Below are 24,074 nucleotides of genomic sequence, written 5' to 3'. Positions count from 1 at the left end.
GCTTACGCCATTCCGGCACGGGTACGGGGATCGTAGCCGTTGCGCGGCCCCCATTTCTCGACCAGCTTTTTGAATTCAGCATCGTTCTCGGGCAACATGATCCGCAGGGTAACCAGTTGATCGCCCCGCGCGCCATCGGAACCGGCAATTCCCTTGCCCTTCAGCCGCAGCACCCCGCCGCCATTGGAATCGGGGGGAATGCTGAGGGTAACCTTGCCATCGATCGTCGGCACGGTAACCTTGCCACCCAGCACAGCCTCCTGCACCGAGATCGGCAGATCGACCAGGATGTCGAGATCGCGGCGGACGAAATAGGGATGGCTTTCGACATGAAGGTCGATAAAGGCATCCGGGACAATCGCGGCGGTCGGACCGGCGGGCTGGCCCTGCCCCTTCAGCCGCAACGTCTGCCCATCGGTCGCGCCAGAGGGGATTTTGACCTCGACAGTCCGACCGGTGATGAGAGTCACCCGCTTTGTCGCACCCAGCGCAGCATCGGTGAAAGAAACCGTCAGTGAATGGCGAACCTCGCCGCCGCGATTGGAATCGGAACGGGCGCGACCTTGCGCCTTGCGCCGCATCATCTCGGCGAGAATATCGTCGGCATCGTCGCCAAAAGAAAAGCCGCTGCGCGATCCCCAAGCCGAACCGGCCGATCCCCAATCGGTACCGCCGCCGCCCGTCCCCGGACGCCAGGATGAACGGGTCCGCCGGGGCGCGCCAGACGCGTCGATCTCGCCCGAATCGTACTGGCTCCGCCGGGTTGAATCCGACAGGAAGTCATAAGCGGCCGAAATGTCCTTAAACCGTTCCTCGGCCTTTTTGTCGCCAGGATTGAGGTCGGGATGCAGCTCGCGCGCCAGAGCGCGATAGGCCTTCTTGATTTCGTCATCGGTGGCGGTCTTGGCCACGCCCAGTATCTGATAAGGGTCTTTCACTGTATCGGCGTCCGCATGATCGAGAAAAAAGCGAGGGCCAGATCAGTCCGGCTCCCGTCGGGCGGCATGTTACGGAAACTCGGCCGACTCCACCACCGGGGATTACGCTTTCATGGCGGAGAGCCGGCTCGACCTCGATAAAAAGAGGGAAAGGAATGGCCAAATTGCGGCTGCATCTCAGTCTCTTATCATCAAGATCAGGAACAAGGAACGACTACCATATGGGATTAAATTGGGGCATTTTGAGGAGCCCTCGCCAAAGGGCGAATAATCTGTAGGATCCCATGTCCCAGACCTCGATACCAGTTGACGAGAACGACCCACTGCCCCAATTCCACGCGTGGATGGAGGACGCAGCCCGCCACGAGCCCAACGACCCGAACGCCATGGCGCTGGCCACCGCAGATTCTGCTGGCCACCCCAGCGTGCGGATGGTGCTGTTGAAAGGTGCCGATGAACGCGGCTTCGTCTTCTACACCAATCTCGAAAGCCGCAAGGGCCACGAACTGGCTGAAAATCCCCATGCGGCCCTATGCTTTCACTGGAAAAGCCTAAGGCGTCAGATCCGCGTCGAAGGCGGAATCGAGCCGGTCTCGGACGAAGAAGCGGATTCTTATTACGCCAGCCGCCCCCGAGCCAGCCAGATCGGGGCCTGGGCTTCGCGCCAATCACAGATTTTAAGCAACCGGTTCGAATTGGAACGGAGAATTGCCGAATTCGCCGCACGCTTCGGCCTCGGCACGGTACCACGCCCGTCGCATTGGTCGGGCTTTCGTCTCGTTCCGCAAAGGATTGAATTTTGGCAGGACCGCCAGTTCCGTCTACACGACCGGCAGGTTCATATTCGGGAAAATGGGCAATGGAAGACGGTAAGTCTGTTTCCTTAGCATCTGGATCGTCGCGGGAAAGCGGAGACGCAGAAGCCCGGCTGATGCGGCTGGCGACCTATGCCTCGACCTTAACCGCAACCCTGCTGATCGCCGCCAAGCTCGCCGCCTGGATCGCCACCGGCTCGGTCTCGCTGCTATCGACTTTAATCGATTCGGCGCTCGACCTTGCTGCCTCGGCGCTGAACCTGATGGCCGTGCGCCAAGCGCTGCAACCAGCCGATCACGAACACCGCTTTGGACACGGCAAGGCCGAGGCTCTGGCCGGTTTGGGACAGGCGGCGTTTATCGTCGGCTCGGGCGGCCTGCTGATGGTCGAGGCTAGCGGACGTCTGGTTCACCCCGAACCTGTCACTCACGGCGAGTGGGGCATCGCCGTGATGGTGTTCTCGATCCTGGCCACTTTTGCTCTGGTCGCGTTTCAGCGCCGGGTGGTGGCACGGACCAAATCTCTGGCGATTTCGGCGGATTCACTGCATTACGCTGGCGATGTCGCGATCAATGCCAGCGTCATCATATCGCTGCTGCTGGCGATGGGACCGGGTTGGACCATTGCCGATCCCATTTTTGCCATCGCCATCGGTATTTGGCTGATGATCAACGCGGTACAGATCGCCCGTGGCGCCCTCGACACGCTGATGGACCGCGAATTGCCTGATTCCGACCGTGGCCGTATCCGGGCTCTGGTTCTGGCGCACCCCGAAGTGGCGAGCATGCACGATTTGCGGACGCGAACCTCGGGTCGGCAAGGCTTCATCCAACTTCATCTTGAACTGCCGGCGACCCTGCCGTTAGCCGAGGCCCACCGCATCGCCGATGAGGTCGAAGCGACGATCCTGGCGGAGTATCCCCGCTTTGAAATCATCATTCACCAGGATCCGGCTGGGTCGTCCGAAACACATCCGCTTCCTGACTGATCTGCCCCTGGTCGATCTTCTGACGCTCAAGCTGTAGCCCCAGAGCGCGGGCCAACTCGTGCACCCGGCGACGCACCGAAGGATCGTTGATCCGGTAATAGGCGCGGATCAGGTCGAGGGTCTCGCGGCTGTTGACTGCCAGAACCGGCGGCATTTCCGGTTCTGAATCCAGCCTTGCCATGTGGCGGGGACTGGCCTGCTTCACCTGTTCGTTCATCTCGTCATAGAAATAATCGACCGACACATCAAGTGCGCGGGCAAGATCGTACAACCGCGAGGCACCGACGCGATTGGCACCGCTTTCATATTTTTGAATCTGCTGAAAAGTCAGCCCCAGCGATCCCGCCAACGCCTCCTGACTGAGGCCCATCAGCATACGCCGCAGGCGTAAACGCTCTCCAACGTGAATATCAACGGGGTTGGGGCGTCCGGATGGGGTACGCCCACGGCTTGATGAACGGGTATTCGACACGATGACTTCCGCCTAGGTTGCAATTACCCAGTTTTGCCCAGATTGACAAAACCTTGACGCCGTATCCTTGCACAGGCGGCAACCTAAGAAAACATCTCAAAACATCTAACGACCTTAAGATGTATCAAATAGACTGAACACTACGGCACGCATCGATCATCCCGTTTAACGGGCAAAGCACCGCCCAGACGTCACCGGCTCCACGATCCCGACTCGGATAAGGAAATCGCCAAAATGCTCGGCCGCACCGCGTTCAGTCGCGAAACGACGGAAGATCGGTGTCAGAGTGGCCACGATGGTCTCTTCATCTGCATTTTCGAGAAACAGACGGTTGAGGCGCTGACCGTGGAAACCGCCGCCGAGATAAAGGTTGTAGGTTCCCGGCCCTCGTCCTGAAAAGCCGATCTCGGCGACATAGGGACGGGCGCACCCATTGGGGCAACCAGTCATCCGCAAAATTATCGGAACCTCGCCAAGACCGTATTCGGCCAAAATTCCGTCCAGCCGGGTAATAAACTCAGGCAGATAGCGTTCGCTTTCCGCCATCGCCAGGGAGCAGGTCGGTAGCGCCACACAGGCCATCGCATTACGGCGCAACAGACTGGGGCCGTCATCGTTCCCGTAGAGTCCGTACTCGGCCAGCAGAGCTTCGATCCTGGGCCGCTCGGCAGCGGGGATATTGGCGACAATCAGATTTTGATTGGCGGTCAGGCGGAAGTCGCCCTGATGAATCGCAGCGATGGCGCGCAAGCCCTCCATCATCCGCCCTTTCACCCGACCGTTCTCGATAAACAACGTCAGGTGCAAACGCCCGTCCTCTCCCTCGGTCCAACCGAACGGATCGGTGTTGGCGGTAAAAACGAAGGGACGTGGTGCCTCCAATGTCCGCCCCAGGCGACGCTCCAACTCGCCCTTGAACCAATCCACACCACGGTCGTCGATGGTGTATTTCATCCGCGCGTGCTTACGGGTGACGCGATCACCGTAATCACGCTGGATCGAGACCACCGCTTCGGCGAGCGCAATCACTTCGTCGGGACGGCAAAAGCCGATCAGATCGGCCAGACGGGGAAACGTCGAGGGATCGTTATCGGCCCGCCCCATCCCTCCGCCAACAACGATATCGAAACCGGCCAGCCGGTCCCCCTCGGCAATGGCGATGAAGCCAAGATCGTGAGTGTAGATATCGACATCGTTGGAAGGCGGCGCGGCAAAAGCGATCTTGAACTTACGCGGCAGATAGGTCCGGCCGAGCAACGGCTCTTCCTCCGCCGGGGAACCGGCAACCCTCGTCTCGTTCAACCATATCTCGTGATAAGCGCGGGTCTTCGGCAGCAGGTGCTCGCTGGTCCTCTTCGCCAGCTCATACATCTCGGCATGAAGGCGCGACCGTTCGGGCAGAGATGCACACAACACCCCGCGCACGACGTCACCGCAAGCCCCGATGGAATCAATCAGAGCCTGATCGATTCCCTGAATGGTGCGTTTCAGGTCTTTCTTCAGAATGCCGTGGAACTGGAAAGTCTGGCGCGTCGTCAGCCTTAGCGTGCCGTTGGCATAGGTGCGGGCCAGGTCATCCAGCACCAGCCATTGCGACGGGCGGCAAATCCCGCCCGGCAGGCGCAACCGAACCAGAAATTCATAGGCCGGCTCCAACTTCTGGCGCCGCCGTTCGTCGCGAAGGTCGCGGTCGTCTTCCTGATAAATGCCGTGGAACTTCAGTAGGCTTTGGTCGTCAGCGGAGATCCCGCCACTCAATGGCTCAATCAGGCTTTCGGCCAGGGTACCACGCAAATAATCGCTGGTGGCCTTCAGGCTTTCGGTGGGGCTAAGAGCCGACAGGGGCTGCGACAGGTCGCGCGAGCGATCTTCAGGCGAGCGGGTGGGCTGGTCATCCATGATCAGTAGACGTCCCTCTGATAGCGGCCTTCGCGCTGAAGACGCTTGAGATAGTCGGCGGCCTGCTCCGAGCCAAAACCGCCATGGTCGGAAACGATGCGGATCAAGGCCGCTTCGACCGCAGGAGCCAGGGTAGAGGCATCGCCACAGACATAGACATGGCCACCATCTTCGATCCAGGCGAAGACATCGCGCCCCTGCTCCAACAGACGGTGCTGGACATAAACTTTTTCTGCCTGATCACGCGAGAAAGCGACATCCATCCGCGACAACAGCCCAGTCTTGACCAGCCGCTGCCACTCTGTTTGATAGAGAAAATCAGTACGGAAACGCCGGTCGCCAAAGAACAGCCAGTTGCGGCCGTTCGCTCCGGTCGCCTCGCGCTGCTGCATGAAGGCGCGAAACGGTGCCACTCCAGTTCCGGCCCCAATCATCAGGATTGGACGGCTTGAATCGGTAGGTAAGCGGAAATGCTCGTTGGCGGCGACGAAGACCGGAACAGTATCCTCTGGACCCAGCCGCTCGGCCAGCCAGCCCGAGGTCACCCCCCGACGCGGGCGCTCGGGCGGGCCAAACGCGACCAGACCAACAGTCAGATGGGCTTCGTCGGGAAAAACGAGCGGGCTGGAAGCAAGAGAATAGAGACGAGGGCGCAGCTTGCGCAGCATTGCGACAAAGGCGTGTGGCTCGATCCCCTTGGCCGGACTCTCGCGCACGATATCGGCAATCTGGCGGTCTTTCAGATATGCATCCAGTTCGTCACGCTTGTCTGGCCGGGTCAGCGTCTTCAGCTTTCTTGATTTCGCCGCCTCACCATACAGTTCGACAAAGCGGGATGTCGCCAGGGTGATCTCGCGCGAGCTTTCAAGAATCGCGGCCAGCTTCTCCTGCCGTCCACCATCGGAGATAATCGTATCGCGATCCAGACGCAGCGATTCGATCAGTTCGGTCACCAGCGCCGGATCGTTGCGGGACTGCACCCCCAGCGCATCACCGGGCTGATAGGCCAAGCCCGACCCTTCCAGCGACAATTCGATATGACGGACGACTTTGTCCGAGCCGCGCCCGGTGAGCGGGATCGTATCGAGGACCGAGGCGGGAAACGGATTGGCCTCGTCATAGCCGCTGGAAGACGGAGACGAAGCGGCGACAGAGACAACCGGAACCTTGGTCAGATGCGGCGCGATGGCGGCCAGGGTCGCTTCGATCCAAACATCGGCCGGGTCTTCGTAATCGACATCGCAATCCAGCCGCGGCATCAGGCGATGCGCCCCCAATTCCTCCAACCGAGCGTCGAATTCGCGCGCGGTCTTGCAGAAATGACGGAAACTTGAATCGCCCAGACCAAGAACGGCAAATTCGGCTCCGGACAAACGCGGCGCCCGCCGCCCCATCAGGAATTCGTGAAATCCTCGCGCCGAATCCGGCGGCTCGCCCTCACCATAGGTGCTGACCACCAGCAGAAGATGACGGAGGGTCTTCACCTCCTGAAGCGGATAGGCCGCCATGTCGATGGCGCGGGCCGCCAGCCCCCGCCCGATCGCCCGCCGCTCGATATGGCGGGCCAGATCAGCCGAATGACCAGTCTGCGACCCGTAGAGGATAACCAGTGGCTCGGTCGCCACCGCCTCGGGCCGGGACGGGGCCGACCCGGCCGCCTGCCCTACTCTCGCGGCAAATCCGGCCAGATAGCCGCTGGTCCAGAGAGCTTCGTCCACCGACAAGAGTCCGATAAGTTCGTCGAGTTTCCGTGCTGCCTCGGGACCGAGGGGCGACGCGCGAAAAGGGGATTCGGCTGTCATGAAACCTCGGATGTTCGCTGTTTAAAACAGGTCTTCGGGCATTTATGCAGCCGGGCTGGGTTTCTCAATGGCACGACATCATTTTTTCCGAACGACGGCGGCCCAGACTTGGCGGACTTGTCTCGGGCCAACTCCGGCCTTATCTTCCGAAGCAAATGAAGAGCGTTCTAAATCTCGATGCGATCCGTCGGTCCCTCGCCCTCAGTCGGGCAACGAAGGCCATTATCGTCGTGCTTCTATCTTATAGTGGCGGGTTGTATTTCACCGGATTGCTCCATCCCGAATCCGCCTTGTTCGGTGCGATGTGGGCGGCGGTTTCGGGTCTCGCCTCGATGCAGGACGACCTTCCCGGCACCAGGGACGCCGCCGCCCTGCGGGTGTGGGGCACGCTGGTCGGTGCCTTGGTCGCCGCTTCTTATCTGTCCGTCCTTCCCTTCAGCATGATCGGCCTCGCCCTGGCGGCGGGACTCGCCGCCGGAATCGGCGCCTTGTTCAAACTAACTGACGGAGGACGTCTGTCCGCGATCACGGTCACGGTGATTTCGATCCTGACGGTGATCAATCCAGACCTGCACCCCATCAGTAACGCCAGCCTGCGCTTCCTTGAATCCTGCTTTGGCTCGGCAATGGCGCTGGTGGTGGCGCTGACCTGGACCGGCATCGGACGCCTGTGGCGGTACGGAAAAAAATCCAGATGACGGGGGGGAGCACCAAGTCCCCATCGCACCGCGCTCCCTCTTTCATGGCAGCAGGACCAGTCGATGGCGGGTCTTTCGAATACCGACTGCAACGCACTCCGGTCGGTGTGGTGGTCCTTGATGCCGCACGAAAAATCCGCGCCGCCAATCCCCTAGCGCGGCATCTGTTGGCCCGCGACGAGTCAACGCCACTGTTCGGTGTCGATATTCTTTCTCTCCATCCTGAAGGCGCACGGGCAAAGGTCGGTTGGCTGATCGATTGCGCCCGAGATTCGGCCGATGGAGTTGCGTCATTGCTGGTGACCACCCCGATGGGAAGTCTGGTCGCGAAAGTGACGCGGCTTCATACCGGCCCAGCCCCGGCCAATATCGGCTATTGCATGATGTTTCATGCCCAAGGCGAAATTCAGATGGGAGAAAATCCCGAGGATGGCCTCGGCCCACTGCTCAAGCTACCGCTGATGCGGGGCAAGGGCGGAGTCACCACCCTGATCGAGGTCGATCAGGTGGCCTGTCTGACCGCCCAGGGCCATTATGCCGAAGCGAAGACTCTGAGCTTCACCGCATTCTGCCCGCGCTCGCTGGCTGACCTGGAACGAAGGCTGGACCCGACGACCTTCGTGCGGGTCCATCGCCGTCACCTTGTCAACATCCGCCACGTCCTTGCCGCTGAACGCGACCATGGACGCCTTCATCTCAGGCTGGCCGACCCCGACGCCACCTTGATCCCGGTCAGCCGCGACAAGGTAGACCTGATGCGCCGCCTTCTGGCGGTATAAAACAGACCACCCGTGCAGCTTCCATGCTGTTCATGCAGATATCGAACGGTTCACGCGCAAGCGCTTGTTCGTTCGGGCAATCCAATGTCACCCTGGCTTCAGCCTAAAGATTCGGCTTCTCCTGGCATGAGAGTATCGTCCATGACGTCTACCCCAGCTCCTGTTTCCCTGTCTGCGGACGAGTCCACCTCCTCCCCCGACCGCTATATCAGCTTCCGCGGCATCGATTTCGACGGCAACATGGAGGTCGTTCTGAGGCATCTCTACCGCCATATCGACGACCCAGCCAAGAACAACGCCTTGTGGGACCGCTTCCGCCAGCGGCTGGCTCTGGCCGAAAGCGGCTCGAACGCGACCACCGACAAGCTTTTACTCCTCCACTCCCATGTTTATTACATGGTCGAGCTGTTCGAGGATCATGACGACGAAGAGGCGATGGACGCGCTGAAGAAGCTTGAGGAAGAGTGCTTCTGACTAGAGGTCAGCAGCCTGCGGGAGGGAAGACCAGGGTAAAGGTCGAGCCAATTCCAGGGGTACTTTCCAGCGTAACAGCCCCCCCGTGCTGATCCATCATCGTCCGCACCAAGGCAAGGCCCAGACCGCTGCCCTCGATCTTACGGACAACCGTGTTGGGCACCCGCTCATAAGCGTGAAACACGACCTCGTGCAGTTCTGGAGCGATACCGATTCCGGTGTCGCTGACGATCAGGCGGACGGTTCCATCAGGATCGCGGACACAGGAAACAGTAACCCGCCCCCCCGTCGAGGTAAATTTGATCGCGTTCGACAACAGATTGAACAGCATTTGACGCACAGCTCGCTGATCGGCGAACAACACCGGCTGTAACGGGCTCTCCACCACCGAAAGGACTAATCCGTGATGGCTGGCGCGCTCGCGCACCAGCCGGGCGCACGTAGCGATCTCTGCATTGATATCGATAGGCTGCGGGACAAGGTTATGCTTACCAGCCTCGATCCGGGCGAGATCAAGCAGGTCATTGATGATGTCGCGCAGATGTGAGCCGCTGTTATAGATGTCGGTCACGTATTCGTGACAGACGGCGGGATCGATCGGCCCGCCCAATTCGTCGCGGATGATCTCGGAAAACCCCAGGATCGCGTTCAAAGGAGTCCGCAATTCGTGGCTCATCGCCGCCAGGAACTCACTCTTGGCCCGATTGGCAAACTCGGCCTGACGCAACGCATCCTGGAGCCGTCTTTCGTTGTCGATACGGTCGGTGATGTCGTTCAGGGTCATAATGACGGTATCGCTACCCAGCGGCGCGCGCGTGACGGTAACGGCGCGGGACGCGCCTGATAACGACCGCAGACGCCAATGCGAAGGGCCGTCGTTGCCTGCTGCCTCGACTGTCTCCGGCCCGAGGAAATCGGCGGGAAAACGCCCGACCAACGCGGCTTCCTCCTCGCCGGTCAGAGTCGCAAAGACCGGATTGGCTGCCAGAATACGTCCGTCCTCGCCAAGAATCAGCATCGCCTCGGCTGAATGGGCGAACACCGTCTGAGTCAGCCCCAACAGCCGTACCTCATCCTGCAATCCGATCCGACGGAACATCTCACGCAGTAGCAAACCTCCGCCGACCAGCAGACCGCCCAGCGACACCGCCCCCCAGAACAGCAGGGTTCCGCTGCTGCGTAACCAGGTTTCGATTCCATCCCGACGCGAGACCACCGCCACCACCGCTAGCGGGTAATGAGATGACAGACGGAACGCCACCACCCCGGACTTTCCTGGATCGGACAGGGGCAATACCCCAGACTGAAGCCCCTCATCGACAGCACTCATCAAGGACACGCCCCGACCATCCGCCAGGATCGAGCGATTGGGATCCTCGGCAACCAGGATCGGAAGTCCATCCAGCCGTGTCAGCCGGACAGAACTAGACGGACCCAGCCCGACCAGGGACAGCAGACGGAGGAGATGGGTGGGATTGAGCGCGCCGATCACAATGAGATCGGGACCAGCGGCCAGCGCCACCGGAACAATACTGCGGGGCGAAAGATCAGGTGGCATGTTGAGAAGGGGCAAGTAACGTCCGATGACTTCGCCTCCCAAATCAAGCTGGGTCAGGTCGGACACGTTCTCCCGGCTTATTCCGTTATGAAGACCCAATCGGGCCAGATCGACCGTCTGTCCCACCGAGCGGCTGGCGCTATCGGCGACGACCCGACCGTCGGGACGGACCACCACAACCTGCCGCAGATGCGGAGCAAAACGCAGCGATTGCTCGAACGCGAGACGCAATGCGCCATCATCGTTGGATTTCTGCGCGACCGCACCGATCACGGCCAGGGTGCTTTCCGTCGATTCCAGGCTTCGGGTTAGACTTTCCTCGGCCAACGACGCGACGAGGCGGGCTCGCTCTCCCTGATAGTCGATGGCATCGCGCAGCGAAACCGCCACCGCCACGACAAACAACCCCGCCACGGAAACCCCCAGAAATCCAGCAATCCAAAGAGGTCTGAGGGCACGTGGCCGCGAACCACCGGCAACAGGAACCGGTGGCGGTGATGAGACGGGCGGCGGTAAAGGCTGGCCCATCCACCGCTCCTTGGCTATTCGGCCAGTATGGGTAACAGGTGGTGACGCTGGGCGGCGGCGCGTAGACGACCATCGGTCTTGACCGTCGCAACGAAGCGATTGACCCGCTCCAACCACTCCGGTTCCCCCTTGGGCAGAGCGTAGGCATAGGCGGTCGGCGCGACCGGAACCGGCGGTTCCAGCAGAAGCGCCCAATCGGTCAGATCGGCCATCCGCCGCCCATACGGGTAATCGGTCATGAACACATCGGCGCGACCACTTTGGACCTCGCGCTCACGTTCCAAAATAGCGTTGACCACCCGCAATTCAGCATTGACCAGACGGCGGCGCATTTCTGGCTCCATGTAGGTGCCTTTTTGCACCACCACGACCGTGCCAGGGTGATCGATATCCGCCCAGGAATGGATGGTCGGATGGTCGCGGGTGGTAACAGCATAGATTCCACTGATCAGCGTAGGCTGGCTGAAAGCGACGTGCGTGGCGCGGTCTGGCCGTACCCCAACGGCATGCATCGCGATATCACAGGCATCGTCGGACAGGTTCTCGATCAGTCGGGCGAACGAGCTTTCGATGAAGGCCACGGTCACCCCCAGATCGGCGGCCAAAGCCCGCGCCATATCGATATCGATTCCCTCCAGCGTTCCTGTGCGCGGATTGCGGTAGGTGATGGAATAGTAATCGGGCCAGATACAGACGCGGAGAACGCCATGCTGCCGGATCGTCGCCTCGCGATTATCGGCGGCCAGGGCAGAGGTTCCGGCAGCCCCGACGATCTGAGTGAATGTGACGGCAATCATGGCCGCCCACCACCGGCAGCAAACCGACATTTGCCTTCCCTTTCCGATCATGGGTCGGCCCCCAAGACAAGAACGCCGAATATCACCCATTTCTTGATCTTGAGTTATTTTTAGACATCGTACCAGTCAAGACAAGAGATGCGAGCAGAACGCCCTTGTCCTGGTGGTTCCGTCACGGGACACTTGACCTCCCGACCAGCTTCTGGCGCTGATGGATATGCCATGACCATTCCACGTCCCAAGCTCGCCAACCTTGCCCGCGCCCTGCACCATCGCAATTACAGGCTGTTCTTCGCAGGACAGCTAATCTCTTTGATTGGCACATGGATGCAGACCGTGGCGCAGTCATGGCTGGTCTACCGCCTGACCGGCTCCGCCGAGTTATTGGGACTGATGGGATTTGCCGCCCAGGGACCGGTCTTCCTGCTCACCACCCTGGGCGGTGTCGTCGCCGACCGCTTCGACCGCCACCGTATCATGCTGATAACCCAAACCTGCGCGATGGTGCTCGCGGCAATCCTGGCCACCCTGACCTTAACCGAGCGGGTTCAGGTGTGGGAATTGTTCGCGCTGGCCACGCTGCTGGGAATCTCGAACGCATTCGACATCCCTGCCCGCCAGGCGTTCGTGGTCGAAATGGTCGGGCGGGACGACCTGCCGAACGCCATCGCCCTTAATTCCTCGCTCTTTAACGGTGCCCGCTTGTTCGGCCCGGCCATCGCCGGGCTGCTGGTGGCCGCTGGAGGCGAAGGATGGTGTTTTGCCGTCAATGCGGTCAGCTATCTCGCGGTAATCTCAGGCCTATTGGCGATGCGCCGCCATCCAGAGCCGATTTTGCCGAGCCAAGCCAGCGTCCTGGCCCATGTCCGCGAAGGGTTCGCCTTCGTCGCCAGCCATATCCCGATCCGTGCGCTGATGCTATTGCTCGGCATCTCAAGCCTGATGGGGATTTCCTACACCGTATTGATGCCGATCTTCGCCGACCGCATTTTAGGCGGAGGACCGGCTGGACTGGGCATTCTGATGAGCGCCTCAGGCCTGGGGGCCTTGAGCGCCGCCATTATTCTGGCGGCGCGTGGCAAACTCCAGGGACTGGAAACCTGGGTCGCCCATGGCTCAATCGCCTTCGGCTTGGCACTGGTTCTATTCAGCCTATCGCCCTGGTTCTGGCTCTCCGCCGCGATTCTGGTCGGCGCCGGATTTTCCTTCATGGTTCAGATGGCAGCCTCGAACACTCTTATCCAGATGATGGTCCCCGACCGATACCGGGGCCGCACCATGGCGCTTTACTCGATGATGTTCATCGGGATGGCCCCGTTCGGCGCGTTGCTGGCCGGATTGTTGGCGGGACGGATCGGCGCGCCACCAACGGTAGCGCTGGGCGGATTGATCTGCGCTGCCGCCGGGATCGTGTTCCACCGCCATCTGCCGGGGCTACGCGCAGAACGGCAACGCCGCAGCAACGATCCGCTGTAGGGTTTTGTCCATCTACTGCACGGAGCGGGTCAGCGCCAACGCCAACCCCTCGGCGGAATGGCCAGGATCGAGGGTGGCGCGGAACCGTCCGTCAGGACCGATCAGGTATAACAGCGCAGAGTGATCGATCGTGTACAGATCCGGGGCACTGCCTTCGACCTTGACCGAATAAACCCGATAATTCTTCTTCACTTTGGCGATGTCGTCGGAACTACCCGTCAGGCCGACAATCGCGGGACTGAAGGCGGAGACATACTGGCGCATCACCGCAGGAGTGTCGCGCTCGGGATCGAGGGTCACGAAGATCGGCACGATCTTGGCGGCTGTCGCGGGATCGAGGCGATCCAGCGCCCCCGCCAGGACGGTCAAGGTGGTTGGGCAAACGTCGGGACAGAACGTATAGCCGAAAAAAACCAACATGAAGCGACCGCGGTAATCGCGGTCGTTCACAGGCTTTCCCGTTTGATCGGTCAGAGCGAAGCCGCCTTCGAACGGAGAAGACGCCACCAACGCCACGCCCTGACCGATCCGCTCGGACAAGCCCGGACTGAGCGCCACGACCAGAATCAGCGCGATGGCCAGCGCCGCGACCAGCCCGGCAGCCTTTACAGTGTTATTGATCACCGTGAGCCCCCGGTTTGGAGATGGGACCGGGCAAGGTAGCAACCGGAACCTCGATCTGAATCGCACCCGCTTGCTCAAAGGTAAGAGTCAACGGTAACCGGGCACCGGGAACAACCGCCGCCGGATCCAGTCCAAACAGCATCACATGGTCGCCGCCCGGTTTTAGCTCGACCCGCCCCTGCTCCGGTACGGCGATCGAATCGACCTTGCGCATCCGCATCACATCGCCATCGCGCAGATGGGTATGCAGTTCGACCGCCCGAGCGGCGGGAGCCGCGGCGGCGATCAGGCGGTCGGCGGGGCCGTGGTTTGTGATGGTAAAGAAGGCGGCACCGTTACCTCCATCAACAACTGGGGGCCGCAAGAAAGACCCGCTGATCTCGATATCGGCAGCGAGGGCGGGCAAAGCAGCCAGGCCCAGGGCCAAAGCACCAACGGCAACGGCGAAACGCTTCATATCGCTCTCCTTTTTCGTGGGCCAAGCCAGGATTCGATCCGCGAAACGGCCCGCTCTAACTCATCGGTTTCCTTCGCGAAGCAAAACCGAAGATGGGAGCGAACTGCGCCGCCTTCATAAAAGCTGCTGAGGGGGATCGTGGCGACTCCAGCCTCGACGGTCAAACGTCGGCACAGATCGTGATCGTCACCCCCTCCCCCTAAACTGGCGATACCGACACACAGGAAATAGGTGCCGTCACAGGTTAATACCTCGGCCCCCAGCCGCTGCAACCCGGTCGCCAATACATCGCGGCGGCGGCGAAGGGTTGCCTTCAATCCATCGAAATAATCGTCGCCCAGCCGAAGGCCGAAGGCGACCGCGCTTTGCAGCATGGGGGGCGTGGTGAACGTCAGGAACTGATGGGCACGAGCCACCGGCCCGAGCAAAGCGGATGCGGCGGTGACATAACCGACTTTCCACCCGGTGACGGAAAAAGTCTTCCCTGCCGAACCGATGCGCAGGCAACGCTCGCGCGCCTGGGGAAATGTCATCAACGGGACGTGAACCACATCGTCGAAGGTAATGTGCTCGTAGACCTCATCACACACCGCGATCAGGTCGTGACGGTCGAGCAGGTCGGCGAGGAAGCCAAGTTCGTCGCGATCAAAGACCTTTCCAATCGGATTCATCGGGCTGTTGACGACGATCAGGCGGGTACGAGGTGTGATCGCGTCGAGAATCTGCTGACGCGGCAAATCCCAATTCGGCGGATCGAGTCGTATCGGCACCGGCACGCCACCCGCGCGGCGGATTGCGACGCCATAACTGTCGTAGGCAGGCTGGAACACAATCACCTCGTCCCCCGGATTGATCAGGGCGAGGAAACAATCGGCCAAAGCCTCGGTTGCGCCCGAGGTGATCAGCACCTCGGTCTCGCCATCGACCTCCAGCCCCCAAAAACGGCGGTTAGCCTCGGCCACTGCCTGACGCAAGGCCGGCACCCCCATCATCGGCGGGTATTGATGGGAGACCTCGCCCAGAGCGCGAACAGCGGCCTCAACCACTCCCGGCGGCTCCATCCCCACCGGAAAGCCCTGGCCAAGATTGATCGCGCCATGAGTGGCGGAAAGACGGGACATCTCTTCGAAGACCGAAGTTCCGCAGGTTGCAAAAACGGGATGCACGGCGACTGAGGCTCCGAAATCAAGACGTCAAAATAACAGAATAGCTGATTTATACGCCCCTCGCACCCGTCGATGAAGACCATCTCGATCCGACAAAATTTAATTTAAAATCAAATTATTAGACGTAATCTCCCTACCCACTGCATGAAGAATTCGGAGCGGGCCTCGGAATCGGCGTAGAGACCAACGCAGGATAAGGCAGAACGGTCTACACCTTGCACCGTTACACAGGGGTCCATATCATTGTCAGTCGATGACGCGACCGGAACCAAGATGAACACCACAAAATCGCAAACATCCGACTGTCCCGGCAAAATGTGCGCCCGCGACCGCATCCTGGCCGCGGCGGCAGATTTGTTTTATCGGGAAGGAATTCGCGCCGTCGGCATCGAGGCCGTAATCGAAAAAGCGGGCGTGGCAAAGATGAGCCTCTACCGCTCGTTTCCATCAAAGGACGATTTGGTGGCGGCATTTCTGGCCGACCGTAACCGGCGTTATTGGCTGTGGTGGGACGAGATTGTTGCCGCCGGCGATGCTTCGCCCCGAGTACAATTGTCCAACCTATTCAAGGCCTTGTCGCAACGCGTTTCCAGCCCGGATTACCGTGGCTGCGCTTTCGTTAACACCGCGATCGAATTCCCCGATCCCAGCCATCCCGGCCATGCCGTCGCCCTGGCCAACAAACGCGAATTACGCCACCGCCTCACCCTGCTGACCTCGGCTCTAGGGGTTGCCTCTGCTCAGAGCTTGGCCGATCAATTGATGCTACTGATGGAGGGGGCCTACAGCCTGGGCAACACCCTAGGCCGAGACGACAGCCCTGTAACGTCTGTCACCGCAGCCGCCGAGGCCCTGATCGACGCCGCCGTCCGAAATTAGACACACCAATTATAACCATTTGCATATGGCTTACGGTGTGATAAAATCTCAAATGTAATTTGCGGCTCCTGCGATAGGGAAGACGGGAATGCTGGCGGCGCTCCACAACCTAAAGATAAAAGTCAAGATCACCCTGGCATTCTCCGCAGTGATGCTTGTCATGATAATTAACGCTGGCATCAATCTGATCGAAATGGCGGATATGAACCGGGCTGGCGTTGATCTCAACGAAAACTGGCTTCCCAGCGTCGATGTCCTTGCCCGCCTGGAAACAATGATGGTCGAGCATCGGGTGCGCGAATTGGCTCACATTACCGCCACAACCCCGGCCGCCATCGCAGAGCAAGATCAGAAAATAGCCCAGCAACGCGAACGGATCGTTGGAGCACAAAAAGAATATGAAGCTCTAATCGTATCGAGTGAAGAACGCGCGATTTACGACAGATTTATAAAAAATTGGGAACTTTACCTTCAGGAAACGGAGAAAGTTATCAGCCTGTCACGACAAGGATTAAAAGCTGAAGCAAGAGAGCTTCAGCTAGGGAACGGATATGTTCTTTACACCAATTCACGAAACGTTCTCTTAGAGGATGTGAAATTAAATAAGGCCGGTGCGGCTCAGGCCGCAAAAAATCTGGCTATCGGATACGATAACGCGCGACTGACTATGTTCATCGCTCTGGCTGTGATGGGGACGATGATCGTTTTCATGGCGGGAACCCTGCGCGGTGCAATCGCCCAGCCGATCAACACGATGACCGAGGCAATGCGTCGCTTGGCCGAAGGGGACCACGACATCGAAATCCCTGCGCGTGAACGGCGAGATGAAATCGGCCTGATGGCCAAAGCGGTCCAGGTTTTCAAAGACAATGCAATTCGCACCGAACGGTTGGCAGCCGAGCGCCAGTCAGAACAACTGGCACGCGATGAACGCACTCGGAGGATTGAGAATCTAACCGGCGATTTTGATCGTGCCATCGGCAATGTTCTCGACATGGTGTCGCAGGCAGCCGCGCAGATGGAAAACACGGCCCAGGTGATGACATCGAATGCCGACCGTTCAAATCAACAGGCGTCCAACGTAGCCGCCGCCACCGAACAGGCTTCGGCTAGTGTCCAGACCGTCGCCAGCGCCGCCGAGCAATTGTCAGCTTCAATCTCGGAAATCGGGCGTCAGGTCGAGCAATCCTCCCGCGTATCGCGGACCGCAAGCGAGGAGGCCAGCCGCACCAATGAGACCGTGCAGGGATTAGCCGACAGTTCGGCGCGGATTGGCGCGGTGGTCAATTTGATCAACGACATCGCATCGCAAACCAACCTTCTCGCGCTCAACGCGACGATCGAGGCGGCACGGGCAGGCGATGCCGGCAAGGGCTTTGCTGTCGTTGCGGGCGAGGTCAAGCACCTCGCCAATCAGACTGCCAAAGCGACCGAAGAAATCGGCGCCCAAATCAGCGCGGTTCAGTCTTCGACCGAAGCGGCAGTTACCGCGATCGGCGCCATCGTCAACCGTATTCAGGAAATCAACGGCATCGCCGGAGCCATTGCTGCGGCGGTTGAAGAACAATCGGCAGCCACCGCCGAAATCGCCCGCAATGTCCAGCAGGCGGCGCAAGGAACAAACGAGGTCGCATCGAACATCGGCGGCGTGTCGCAATCGGCGGCGGAAACCGGCGAAGCGGCGGCGCAGGTGTTGATCTCCGCCCGCTCACTATCGCAGGATGCCACCGAAATGAAGTCGGTGGTGGTCCGTTTCCTTGAGAATGTCCGCGCTGCCTGAGTGAGCGCGACGCTTCGGTTTTGGACATGTTCCACTGGACTTCGTTGCGACCGGCGCGGAAGAATGAGGGCAATCAAAAAGCGGGCGGGTCAAAGCCCGCTCCCCCTCACGTCAGGAAGACCGCAGATCATGACCCTGCCCGCTCCCCAAGCCCCCGACTGGCTCGATGCTGGCCGCATTCGCTCTGCCCTGGCCCGGAATGCGGCCGAGGATAACAAACGGGTTGCCGAGGTTTTAACCAAAGCACGCGAGTTGAAAGGGCTAGATCTTGACGATGTTGCGGTGTTGGCCGCACTGACCCGCCCCGATCTGATTGAGGAAATGTATGCTACGGCCAAGCAGATCAAGGAGGCGATCTATGGCCGCAGGATGGTATTCTTCGCGCCGCTTTACATCAGCAACCGATGCAGCAACGAATGCCTGTACTGCGCTTTCCGCGCCAGTAATAAGGCTCTGGTCCGCCACACCCTGAGCCAAAAAGAGATTGCCCGCGAAACCGAGATCCTGATCAGTCAGGGACACAAACGGGTGCTGATGGTCGCGGGCGAATCCTATGCCGCCGCTGGCGGCTTCGGTTATGTGCTGGACTCCATCGCCACCATCTACTCGGTGCAAAAGGGTGCCGGGGCCATTCGCCGGGTCAATGCCAATCTTGCCCCCCTGACCATTGAGGAATTCCGTGCCTTGCACGGCGCGGGAATCGGCACCTATCAGCTGTTTCAGGAAACCTATGACCGCGAGGTCTATGCCGCGACCCATCCCAAGGGGCGCAAGGCCGATTTCGATTGGCGGGTAACCGCGTTCGACCGCGCCATGACAGCCGGGATCGATGATGTCGGAATGGGAATTCTGTTCGGACTGGCCGACTGGCGCTTTGAGATTCTGGCGCTCATCAGTCACATCGCACATCTGGAGGAACGGTTCGGCGTCGGCTGTCACACCATCAGCGTTCCCAGAATGGAACCGGCCAGCGGGTCCGATATGGCGACCTGCCCCCCTCAACCTGTTTCGGATGAGGACTTCAAGAAGCTGGTGGCGATCCTGCGCCTTGCCGTTCCTTATACCGGGTTGATCATGTCAACACGGGAAAACGCGGAGATGCGGCGCGAGACCTACGCCCTGGGCGTGTCCCAGATTTCGGCGGGATCGCGGACCAATCCGGGCGGCTATGCCGACGAACAGCGGTTCGAGTCGGGCCAGTTCCAGCTTGGCGATCACCGCAGCCTGGAAGAGGTGGTCCAGGACATCGCTCAGATGGGCTACATCCCGTCTTTCTGCACCGCTTGCTACCGGGTCGGACGGACCGGCGGGGACTTCATGGATCTGGCGAAGACCGGCGAGATCAAGGAAAAGTGCGGTCCCAATGCCGTTGGAACCTTCCTTGAATATCTGCTCGATTACAGCGGCCCAGCCACGCTGGCCGCCGGTGAGAAAGCCATTGCCGCCGAAATCGCGGCAATGGACACCAAGGACGGACGGGTAGCGCAACGGCTGGCTGACATGGTTCGGGCTGGCAAACGCGACGTATTCTGCTGACGATGGCGCGTCACGAACGCGACCTGTTGGGTGAGCGCGAGGTTCCCGACGACGTTCTGTGGGGGATTCACACCCTGCGGGCGGTTGAAAATTTCCCGATCAGCGGACGACCGCCCGCCCCTGCCCTGATCCGGGCGATGGCCCAGGTCAAGGCTGCGGCGGCGCGGACCAACCGCGATCTTGGCTTCCTGCCTCGCCCCATCGCCGATGCGATCCTGGACGCCTGCGCCGAACTGGCCGATGGAAGCCTGAACGGATCGATCGTCGTCGATGCGCTTCAGGGGGGGGGCGGGAACCTCGCTCAACATGAACGTTAACGAGGTTCTCGCGAACCGCGCCGAGGAAAAGCTGGGCGGGCAACGCGGAACTTATGCTCAGGTTGACCCGCTCGACCACGTTAACCTGCATCAATCGACCAACGACGTCTTTCCTACCGCGATCAAGGTGGCGGCCATCGCCCTGCTGAAGCGGTTGGAACCGTCGATCGCGGCGCTTCAAACCGCGTTCCAGTCGCGTGAGGCCGCCTTTGCCGACGTGATCAAGATCGGCCGCACCCAACTTCAGGACGCCGCGCCGATGAGTCTCGGAGCAGAAGTCTCTGCCTGGGCTGAAGCGTTGTCGCGAGACCGCTGGCGGGTTTTCAAATGCGAGGAACGACTTCGGGTGGTTAATCTGGGCGGCACCGCGATCGGCACCGGGCTGAACGCACCGCGCGATTATATCTTCGCCGTAATCGATTCCTTGCGCGCGGAGACCGGCTTCAACCTTTCTCGCGCCGAGAATTTGGTCGATTGCACCCAGAATGCCGACCCGTTCGTCGAGGTCTCCGGCATTCTGAAGGCACATGCCACCACTCTGTTCAAGATTTCATCCGATTTGCGCCTGCTCGCCTCTGGTCCACGGGCCGGGCTGGGGGAGTTGATCCTGCCCGCCGTTCAGGCTGGGTCCAGCCTGATGCCGGGTAAGGTCAATCCGGTGATCGCCGAGGCCGTTGGCCAAACCGCGCTCTACGTTATCGGCAACGATGCGATGGTAACGGCGGCGGCAATGTCGGGCCAGTTGGAACTCAATGCGTTTCTACCGCTACTGGCCGAGGCGCTGTTGTCGAGCCTATCAGCACTGGAGGCGGTCAACCGACTGTTTACCGCCCGCTGCGTCGAGGGGATCGAGGTCGATCGTACCGTCTGCGCCGGGCATGTCGCTGCGTCGTGGACGACGGTGACCGCCCTGGTGCCGCTGATCGGACACGAACGTGCCGCCACCCTGGCCGCCACGGCGCGGGCCACCGGCCGGCCGGTAGTTGAACTGGCGATTGAAGCTGGACTGGCCGATGCGGCGACGCTGAAGCGGCTGCTGTCGCCCCAGGCGATGGTAGCGCTAGGATATCGTGGATAGGGAGAGAAGACCGAATATGCAAGACACACCCCGCGGATTACGCCTGCATATCGGTCTGTTCGGTCGGCGCAATGTTGGCAAGTCCAGCCTGATCAACGCCCTGACCGGACAGAACGTTTCGATCGTCTCCGACATACCCGGCACCACCACTGACCCGGTAGAGAAGCCGATCGAAATGGCTCCGATCGGCCCGGTTCTGTTTGTCGATACCGCTGGCATCGACGATGACGGCGCGCTGGGGGGAGAGCGGGTCCGCCGTACCGAAACAATTCTTGAGCGGGTGGACCTCGCCTTGCTGGTGGTTGGGCCGGATGGATTCGGTCCGTTCGAAGCCAGACTGACCGAGACTCTGCGCGCTCGCTCTACGACCACTTTGGTCGTAATCAACAAAAGCGATCTGGGGGCACCCACTCCCGCCCTGTTGGAGGCGGCAAAAGCCGCCGGTCGCGAGACCTTGACCGTTTCCGCCCAGACAGGAGCCGGTCTCGACGTCCTGAAACAGACCATCGCCCGGCTGGCTCCCGAAGCTCGGCTGGAAGAGCCACGTCTGGTCGGCGATCTGGTTCCTGCTGGGGAATTAGCGGTTCTCGTCGTTCCCATCGACCTCGGGGCACCGAAGGGACGACTGATCTTGCCGCAAATCCAGGTGATCCGCGAGATTCTCGACAGCGATGCGATGTGCATGGTGGTCAAGGAACGCGAACTCCCGGACGCGTTGCTCCGGTTAGGCCGCCCGCCAAAGCTAGTGATTTGCGATTCTCAGGTGGTCCTGAAAGCCGCCGCCGACACGCCGCCGCAAATTCCGCTGACAACCTTCTCGATCCTGATGGCTCGATTTAAGGGTGACCTGAACCGACTGGCCGCCGGTGCGGCGGCGATTGAGCGATTACGACCCGGCGACCGTGTGTTGATCGGCGAGACATGCGGGCATCATCCCCTTGCCGACGATATCGGCCGGGTCAAGATACCGCGCTGGCTCAATCAATATGTCGGTGGCGGACTGATAACCGATGTGGCGGCGGGAAAGGACTTCCCCGACGATCTATCGCCTTATTCCCTGATCATTCAATGCGGCGGATGCACCGTGACACGGCGGCACATGCTGGCCCGACTTGACCGCGCCGGATCTCAGGGGGTGCCGATGACCAATTACGGGGTCGCGATTTCATTGCTCCAGGGGGTTTTACCCCGTGCCCTGGGCTGTTTTCCTGCCGCGCTGACGGCGTTCGAGCGGGCGAGAGGTGTCGGACAATGACGATAGCCCTATCCCACGCCGAGATCGTCCGGTTGCTGGGCCTGACCGACCCGGCCGCCATCGAGGAATTGCGCCGCTCGGCTTACGATCTCACCACGGAAACGGTTGGAAACGCGGTCCATTACCGGGGGATCGTCGAGCTGTCGAATCGCTGCGCGCTCGACTGCTACTATTGCGGGATACGCCGTAGCAACCGCGAGGTCGAACGCTATGGCCTCGACCGCGATGAGGTCATTGAAGCGGCTTTGTTCTGTGCGGAGGCCGGATACGGTTCGTGCGTACTCCAGGCCGGGGAACGGCGGGATGAGGCATTCATCGCCTTCGTCGAGGAGTGCGTCGCGGAAATCCGTGCCCGGTCCCTGAGCGAACGATTGCCGCAGGGGTTGGGGATTACCCTGTCGCTGGGCGAACAGAGCCTGGAAACCTATCGCCGCTGGCGCGATGCCGGGGCCCACCGCTATCTGCTGCGGATTGAAACGAGTAATCCGGCGCTGTTCGCCACTCTCCATCCTCCCGCCCAACATTTTGAGACACGGGTTCGAGCGGTTGACGATCTGCGCACTGCCGGGTTCCAGGTTGGGACCGGAGTCATGATCGGCCTGCCCGGCCAGACCCTCGACGATCTCGCCGCAGACATCGCTTTTTACGGCCAGCGTGATATCGACATGATTGGGATGGGGCCTTACCTCCATTCACAGGGCGGTTCGATGCCCGCCTCGGCGATGATGGCGCGCGAACCGCTGCTTGCTCTGGGCCTCAAAATGATCGCGGTCACCCGACTCGCCCTGCCGACCCTCAACATTGCCGCAACCACCGCATTGCAGGCTCTGGTCGAGGATGGACGTGAGCGTGGCATCACCTATGGTGCCAACGTCACCATGCCCAATGTCACCCCACGCGGTGTCCGTCGCAACTACCAGCTTTACGACGGCAAGCCCTGTCTGGACGAAGGCAGCCTGGAATGCCGGGGCTGCCTGGAACGTCGGGTGATCGCCTCCGGACGCCGAGTCGGCTGGGACGAATGGGGCGATTCTCCCCATGCCCGACGCCGGTTGCCGATTACCGTCACAGCCAAATAACCCTCTCCGGGGACTACCCGCCGTCGTCGGCGCGCATGATCACCAGCCACTTGGCGATGCAGCGCATTGACCTCAGCCCGCAGGGTATCGCGTACCCGCAGCATCGCTTCGGTGAGGTGCTGGTGATTGAGGAAGAAAACGGAGCAGAATGAACGTGTTCACCGCGTCCAAAATCAGCCGCTGCGCTACACCGGGCCTGTCGTAGAGTTACAGTTGACCAAAACGCAGAGAGCGGCCTGTTGGGCCGCTCTTCTAAGTCGTCGAATTCTTTGAAAAATTTGGTCGGAGCGACAGGATTCGAACCTGCGACCCCCAGTCCCCCAGATACATGCACCGAAGAAAATGTATTTATTTTCAATTAGTTGAAAGTAGATAAATAGGCTGATTTTCGTTCAATTCGGACGTCCAGTCCCTCACAAATTCCCTCACACGGGGGATCGCTGAAATCATCCCCCTCCCCGCTAGCCTATCCTGACCGGATTGCGCCTCATTTCGGTCGTCAGTTTGATCTTAGCAACGTCTCCATAGCGGACGCGCCCGGTCAGCCCTTGCTTACCGGATGCTGGGGAGGCTACGCTTACGTTGCACAGGCGGAGTGGCGCTTTTGGCGGCGGCCTCGTATAACGAGGTGCAGACTGCACGCACTTATTCAGCGTTTATGTTCGTTGCGATAAACAT

The 24,074-nt window shown here is 60.4% G+C and carries 22 protein-coding genes; 13 read left to right on the top strand and 9 right to left on the bottom strand.

Annotation, left to right across the window (positions count from 1 at the left end):
* Positions 1-2: 2 nt before the first annotated feature.
* Complete coding sequence (locus PHAMO_RS12615; protein ID WP_002729872.1) at positions 3-938, bottom strand: DnaJ C-terminal domain-containing protein; 936 nt, start codon at positions 936-938, stop codon at positions 3-5.
* Positions 939-1,222: 284 nt separating this feature from the next.
* Between PHAMO_RS12615 and pdxH the strand changes: the two genes are divergently transcribed.
* Both pdxH and PHAMO_RS12605 read left to right on the top strand, forming a co-directional pair.
* The gene (gene pdxH, locus PHAMO_RS12610) at positions 1,223-1,825 is read left to right on the top strand and encodes a pyridoxamine 5'-phosphate oxidase (protein WP_002729871.1); all 603 of its coding nucleotides are present in this window, start codon (positions 1,223-1,225) and stop codon (positions 1,823-1,825) included.
* Complete coding sequence (locus PHAMO_RS12605; protein WP_002729870.1) at positions 1,798-2,742, top strand: cation diffusion facilitator family transporter; 945 nt, start codon at positions 1,798-1,800, stop codon at positions 2,740-2,742. Before pdxH ends, PHAMO_RS12605 begins: the two co-directional genes overlap by 28 nt.
* On the opposite strand, the gene PHAMO_RS12600 is transcribed toward PHAMO_RS12605, so the two are convergent.
* The 3 genes from PHAMO_RS12600 to PHAMO_RS12590 all read right to left on the bottom strand — a co-directional run bounded on the left by PHAMO_RS12600 (position 2,690) and on the right by PHAMO_RS12590 (position 6,915).
* On the bottom strand, positions 2,690-3,214 hold the full coding sequence (locus PHAMO_RS12600; protein WP_002729869.1) for a helix-turn-helix domain-containing protein: 525 nt from the start codon (positions 3,212-3,214) through the stop codon (positions 2,690-2,692). The two genes, PHAMO_RS12605 and PHAMO_RS12600, sit on opposite strands and share 53 nt — an antisense overlap.
* Before the next feature lie 165 nt (positions 3,215-3,379).
* Positions 3,380-5,113 carry an assimilatory sulfite reductase (NADPH) hemoprotein subunit gene (gene cysI, locus PHAMO_RS12595; RefSeq protein WP_002729868.1) on the bottom strand — a complete coding sequence of 578 codons (1,734 nt, stop codon included), beginning with the start codon at positions 5,111-5,113 and terminating at the stop codon, positions 3,380-3,382.
* Positions 5,114-5,115: 2 nt separating this feature from the next.
* Entirely contained in the window at positions 5,116-6,915 is a 1,800-nt protein-coding gene (locus tag PHAMO_RS12590; RefSeq protein ID WP_002729867.1) for an assimilatory sulfite reductase (NADPH) flavoprotein subunit, read from the bottom strand.
* Positions 6,916-7,070: 155 nt separating this feature from the next.
* Here PHAMO_RS12590 and PHAMO_RS12585 point away from each other — a divergent pair, with 155 nt between their 5' ends.
* The 3 genes from PHAMO_RS12585 (at position 7,071) to cowN (ending at position 8,866) form a co-directional block, all read left to right on the top strand.
* Positions 7,071-7,613: an FUSC family protein gene (locus PHAMO_RS12585; RefSeq protein WP_162136959.1), complete on the top strand. Its 543-nt coding sequence runs from the start codon at positions 7,071-7,073 to the stop codon at positions 7,611-7,613.
* Positions 7,610-8,392, top strand: coding sequence for a LytTR family DNA-binding domain-containing protein (locus PHAMO_RS12580; protein ID WP_002729863.1), 783 nt, complete (start codon positions 7,610-7,612; stop codon positions 8,390-8,392). Before PHAMO_RS12585 ends, PHAMO_RS12580 begins: the two co-directional genes overlap by 4 nt.
* Before the next feature lie 141 nt (positions 8,393-8,533).
* Positions 8,534-8,866 (top strand): N(2)-fixation sustaining protein CowN, encoded by a 333-nt coding sequence (gene cowN / locus PHAMO_RS12575; protein WP_002729862.1) that lies wholly within the window; start codon positions 8,534-8,536, stop codon positions 8,864-8,866.
* Positions 8,867-8,873: 7 nt separating this feature from the next.
* Here cowN and PHAMO_RS18580 read toward each other — a convergent pair whose 3' ends face one another.
* The gene (locus tag PHAMO_RS18580; protein ID WP_002729860.1) at positions 8,874-10,838 is read right to left on the bottom strand and encodes a sensor histidine kinase; all 1,965 of its coding nucleotides are present in this window, start codon (positions 10,836-10,838) and stop codon (positions 8,874-8,876) included.
* Between the two features lie 128 nt (positions 10,839-10,966).
* Positions 10,967-11,749 carry an ABC transporter substrate-binding protein gene (locus PHAMO_RS12565; protein ID WP_155801785.1) on the bottom strand — a complete coding sequence of 261 codons (783 nt, stop codon included), beginning with the start codon at positions 11,747-11,749 and terminating at the stop codon, positions 10,967-10,969.
* 222 nt (positions 11,750-11,971) lie between these two features.
* On the opposite strand from PHAMO_RS12565, the gene PHAMO_RS12560 reads away from it, so the two are divergent.
* Positions 11,972-13,225: an MFS transporter gene (locus PHAMO_RS12560; protein ID WP_002729858.1), complete on the top strand. Its 1,254-nt coding sequence runs from the start codon at positions 11,972-11,974 to the stop codon at positions 13,223-13,225.
* A 12-nt stretch (positions 13,226-13,237) separates the two neighbouring features.
* Here PHAMO_RS12560 and PHAMO_RS12555 read toward each other — a convergent pair whose 3' ends face one another.
* Genes PHAMO_RS12555 through PHAMO_RS12545 form a run of 3 tightly spaced genes read right to left on the bottom strand, consistent with a single transcriptional unit; the run spans position 13,238 to position 15,472 of the window.
* Positions 13,238-13,849: an SCO family protein gene (locus PHAMO_RS12555; RefSeq protein ID WP_002729857.1), complete on the bottom strand. Its 612-nt coding sequence runs from the start codon at positions 13,847-13,849 to the stop codon at positions 13,238-13,240.
* Positions 13,839-14,306, bottom strand: a complete 468-nt coding sequence (locus tag PHAMO_RS12550) for a copper chaperone PCu(A)C (RefSeq protein ID WP_002729856.1) — start codon at positions 14,304-14,306, stop codon at positions 13,839-13,841. Before PHAMO_RS12550 ends, PHAMO_RS12555 begins: the two co-directional genes overlap by 11 nt.
* Complete coding sequence (locus tag PHAMO_RS12545; RefSeq protein ID WP_002729855.1) at positions 14,303-15,472, bottom strand: aminotransferase; 1,170 nt, start codon at positions 15,470-15,472, stop codon at positions 14,303-14,305. The genes PHAMO_RS12550 and PHAMO_RS12545 overlap by 4 nt, the downstream gene beginning before the upstream one ends.
* A 273-nt stretch (positions 15,473-15,745) precedes the next feature.
* Between PHAMO_RS12545 and PHAMO_RS12540 the strand changes: the two genes are divergently transcribed.
* The 7 genes from PHAMO_RS12540 to hydE all read left to right on the top strand — a co-directional run bounded on the left by PHAMO_RS12540 (position 15,746) and on the right by hydE (position 23,396).
* Positions 15,746-16,351 carry a TetR/AcrR family transcriptional regulator gene (locus tag PHAMO_RS12540; RefSeq protein ID WP_002729853.1) on the top strand — a complete coding sequence of 202 codons (606 nt, stop codon included), beginning with the start codon at positions 15,746-15,748 and terminating at the stop codon, positions 16,349-16,351.
* Positions 16,352-16,439: 88 nt separating this feature from the next.
* Positions 16,440-18,131, top strand: a complete 1,692-nt coding sequence (locus PHAMO_RS12535) for a methyl-accepting chemotaxis protein (RefSeq protein ID WP_081504517.1) — start codon at positions 16,440-16,442, stop codon at positions 18,129-18,131.
* Between the two features lie 129 nt (positions 18,132-18,260).
* Positions 18,261-19,667, top strand: coding sequence for a [FeFe] hydrogenase H-cluster radical SAM maturase HydG (gene hydG, locus PHAMO_RS12530; RefSeq protein WP_002729851.1), 1,407 nt, complete (start codon positions 18,261-18,263; stop codon positions 19,665-19,667).
* 2 nt (positions 19,668-19,669) lie between these two features.
* On the top strand, positions 19,670-19,984 hold the full coding sequence (locus tag PHAMO_RS20075) for a lyase family protein (RefSeq protein WP_235720840.1): 315 nt from the start codon (positions 19,670-19,672) through the stop codon (positions 19,982-19,984).
* Positions 19,974-21,062 carry a lyase family protein gene (locus PHAMO_RS12525; RefSeq protein ID WP_235720839.1) on the top strand — a complete coding sequence of 363 codons (1,089 nt, stop codon included), beginning with the start codon at positions 19,974-19,976 and terminating at the stop codon, positions 21,060-21,062. The genes PHAMO_RS20075 and PHAMO_RS12525 overlap by 11 nt, the downstream gene beginning before the upstream one ends.
* Before the next feature lie 16 nt (positions 21,063-21,078).
* Positions 21,079-22,317 carry a [FeFe] hydrogenase H-cluster maturation GTPase HydF gene (gene hydF, locus PHAMO_RS12520; RefSeq protein ID WP_002729850.1) on the top strand — a complete coding sequence of 413 codons (1,239 nt, stop codon included), beginning with the start codon at positions 21,079-21,081 and terminating at the stop codon, positions 22,315-22,317.
* A complete protein-coding gene (hydE, locus tag PHAMO_RS12515) occupies positions 22,314-23,396 on the top strand; it encodes a [FeFe] hydrogenase H-cluster radical SAM maturase HydE (RefSeq protein ID WP_002729849.1) in 1,083 nt (360 codons plus the stop codon). The genes hydF and hydE overlap by 4 nt, the downstream gene beginning before the upstream one ends.
* Positions 23,397-24,074 lie beyond the last annotated feature (678 nt).

The organism is Magnetospirillum molischianum DSM 120 (assembly GCF_000294655.1).
Taxonomy (GTDB): Bacteria; Pseudomonadota; Alphaproteobacteria; order Rhodospirillales; family Magnetospirillaceae; genus Phaeospirillum; species Phaeospirillum molischianum.
Note: the sequence above shows the minus strand (reverse complement) of the source record. Positions and strands in the feature narration are given on the sequence as shown.

Coding starts and splice junctions, on each gene's coding strand:
- pdxH (WP_002729871.1), top strand. CDS start 1,223: ATGTCCCAGACCTCGATACCAGTTGACGAGAACGACCCACTGCCCCAA.
- PHAMO_RS12605 (WP_002729870.1), top strand. CDS start 1,798: ATGGAAGACGGTAAGTCTGTTTCCTTAGCATCTGGATCGTCGCGGGAA.
- cysI (WP_002729868.1), bottom strand. CDS start 5,113: ATGGATGACCAGCCCACCCGCTCGCCTGAAGATCGCTCGCGCGACCTG.
- PHAMO_RS12590 (WP_002729867.1), bottom strand. CDS start 6,915: ATGACAGCCGAATCCCCTTTTCGCGCGTCGCCCCTCGGTCCCGAGGCA.
- PHAMO_RS12585 (WP_162136959.1), top strand. CDS start 7,071: ATGAAGAGCGTTCTAAATCTCGATGCGATCCGTCGGTCCCTCGCCCTC.
- PHAMO_RS12580 (WP_002729863.1), top strand. CDS start 7,610: ATGACGGGGGGGAGCACCAAGTCCCCATCGCACCGCGCTCCCTCTTTC.
- cowN (WP_002729862.1), top strand. CDS start 8,534: ATGACGTCTACCCCAGCTCCTGTTTCCCTGTCTGCGGACGAGTCCACC.
- PHAMO_RS12565 (WP_155801785.1), bottom strand. CDS start 11,749: ATGATTGCCGTCACATTCACTCAGATCGTCGGGGCTGCCGGAACCTCT.
- PHAMO_RS12560 (WP_002729858.1), top strand. CDS start 11,972: ATGACCATTCCACGTCCCAAGCTCGCCAACCTTGCCCGCGCCCTGCAC.
- PHAMO_RS12550 (WP_002729856.1), bottom strand. CDS start 14,306: ATGAAGCGTTTCGCCGTTGCCGTTGGTGCTTTGGCCCTGGGCCTGGCT.
- PHAMO_RS12540 (WP_002729853.1), top strand. CDS start 15,746: ATGAACACCACAAAATCGCAAACATCCGACTGTCCCGGCAAAATGTGC.
- PHAMO_RS12535 (WP_081504517.1), top strand. CDS start 16,440: ATGCTGGCGGCGCTCCACAACCTAAAGATAAAAGTCAAGATCACCCTG.
- hydG (WP_002729851.1), top strand. CDS start 18,261: ATGACCCTGCCCGCTCCCCAAGCCCCCGACTGGCTCGATGCTGGCCGC.
- PHAMO_RS20075 (WP_235720840.1), top strand. CDS start 19,670: ATGGCGCGTCACGAACGCGACCTGTTGGGTGAGCGCGAGGTTCCCGAC.
- PHAMO_RS12525 (WP_235720839.1), top strand. CDS start 19,974: ATGAACGTTAACGAGGTTCTCGCGAACCGCGCCGAGGAAAAGCTGGGC.
- hydF (WP_002729850.1), top strand. CDS start 21,079: ATGCAAGACACACCCCGCGGATTACGCCTGCATATCGGTCTGTTCGGT.
- hydE (WP_002729849.1), top strand. CDS start 22,314: ATGACGATAGCCCTATCCCACGCCGAGATCGTCCGGTTGCTGGGCCTG.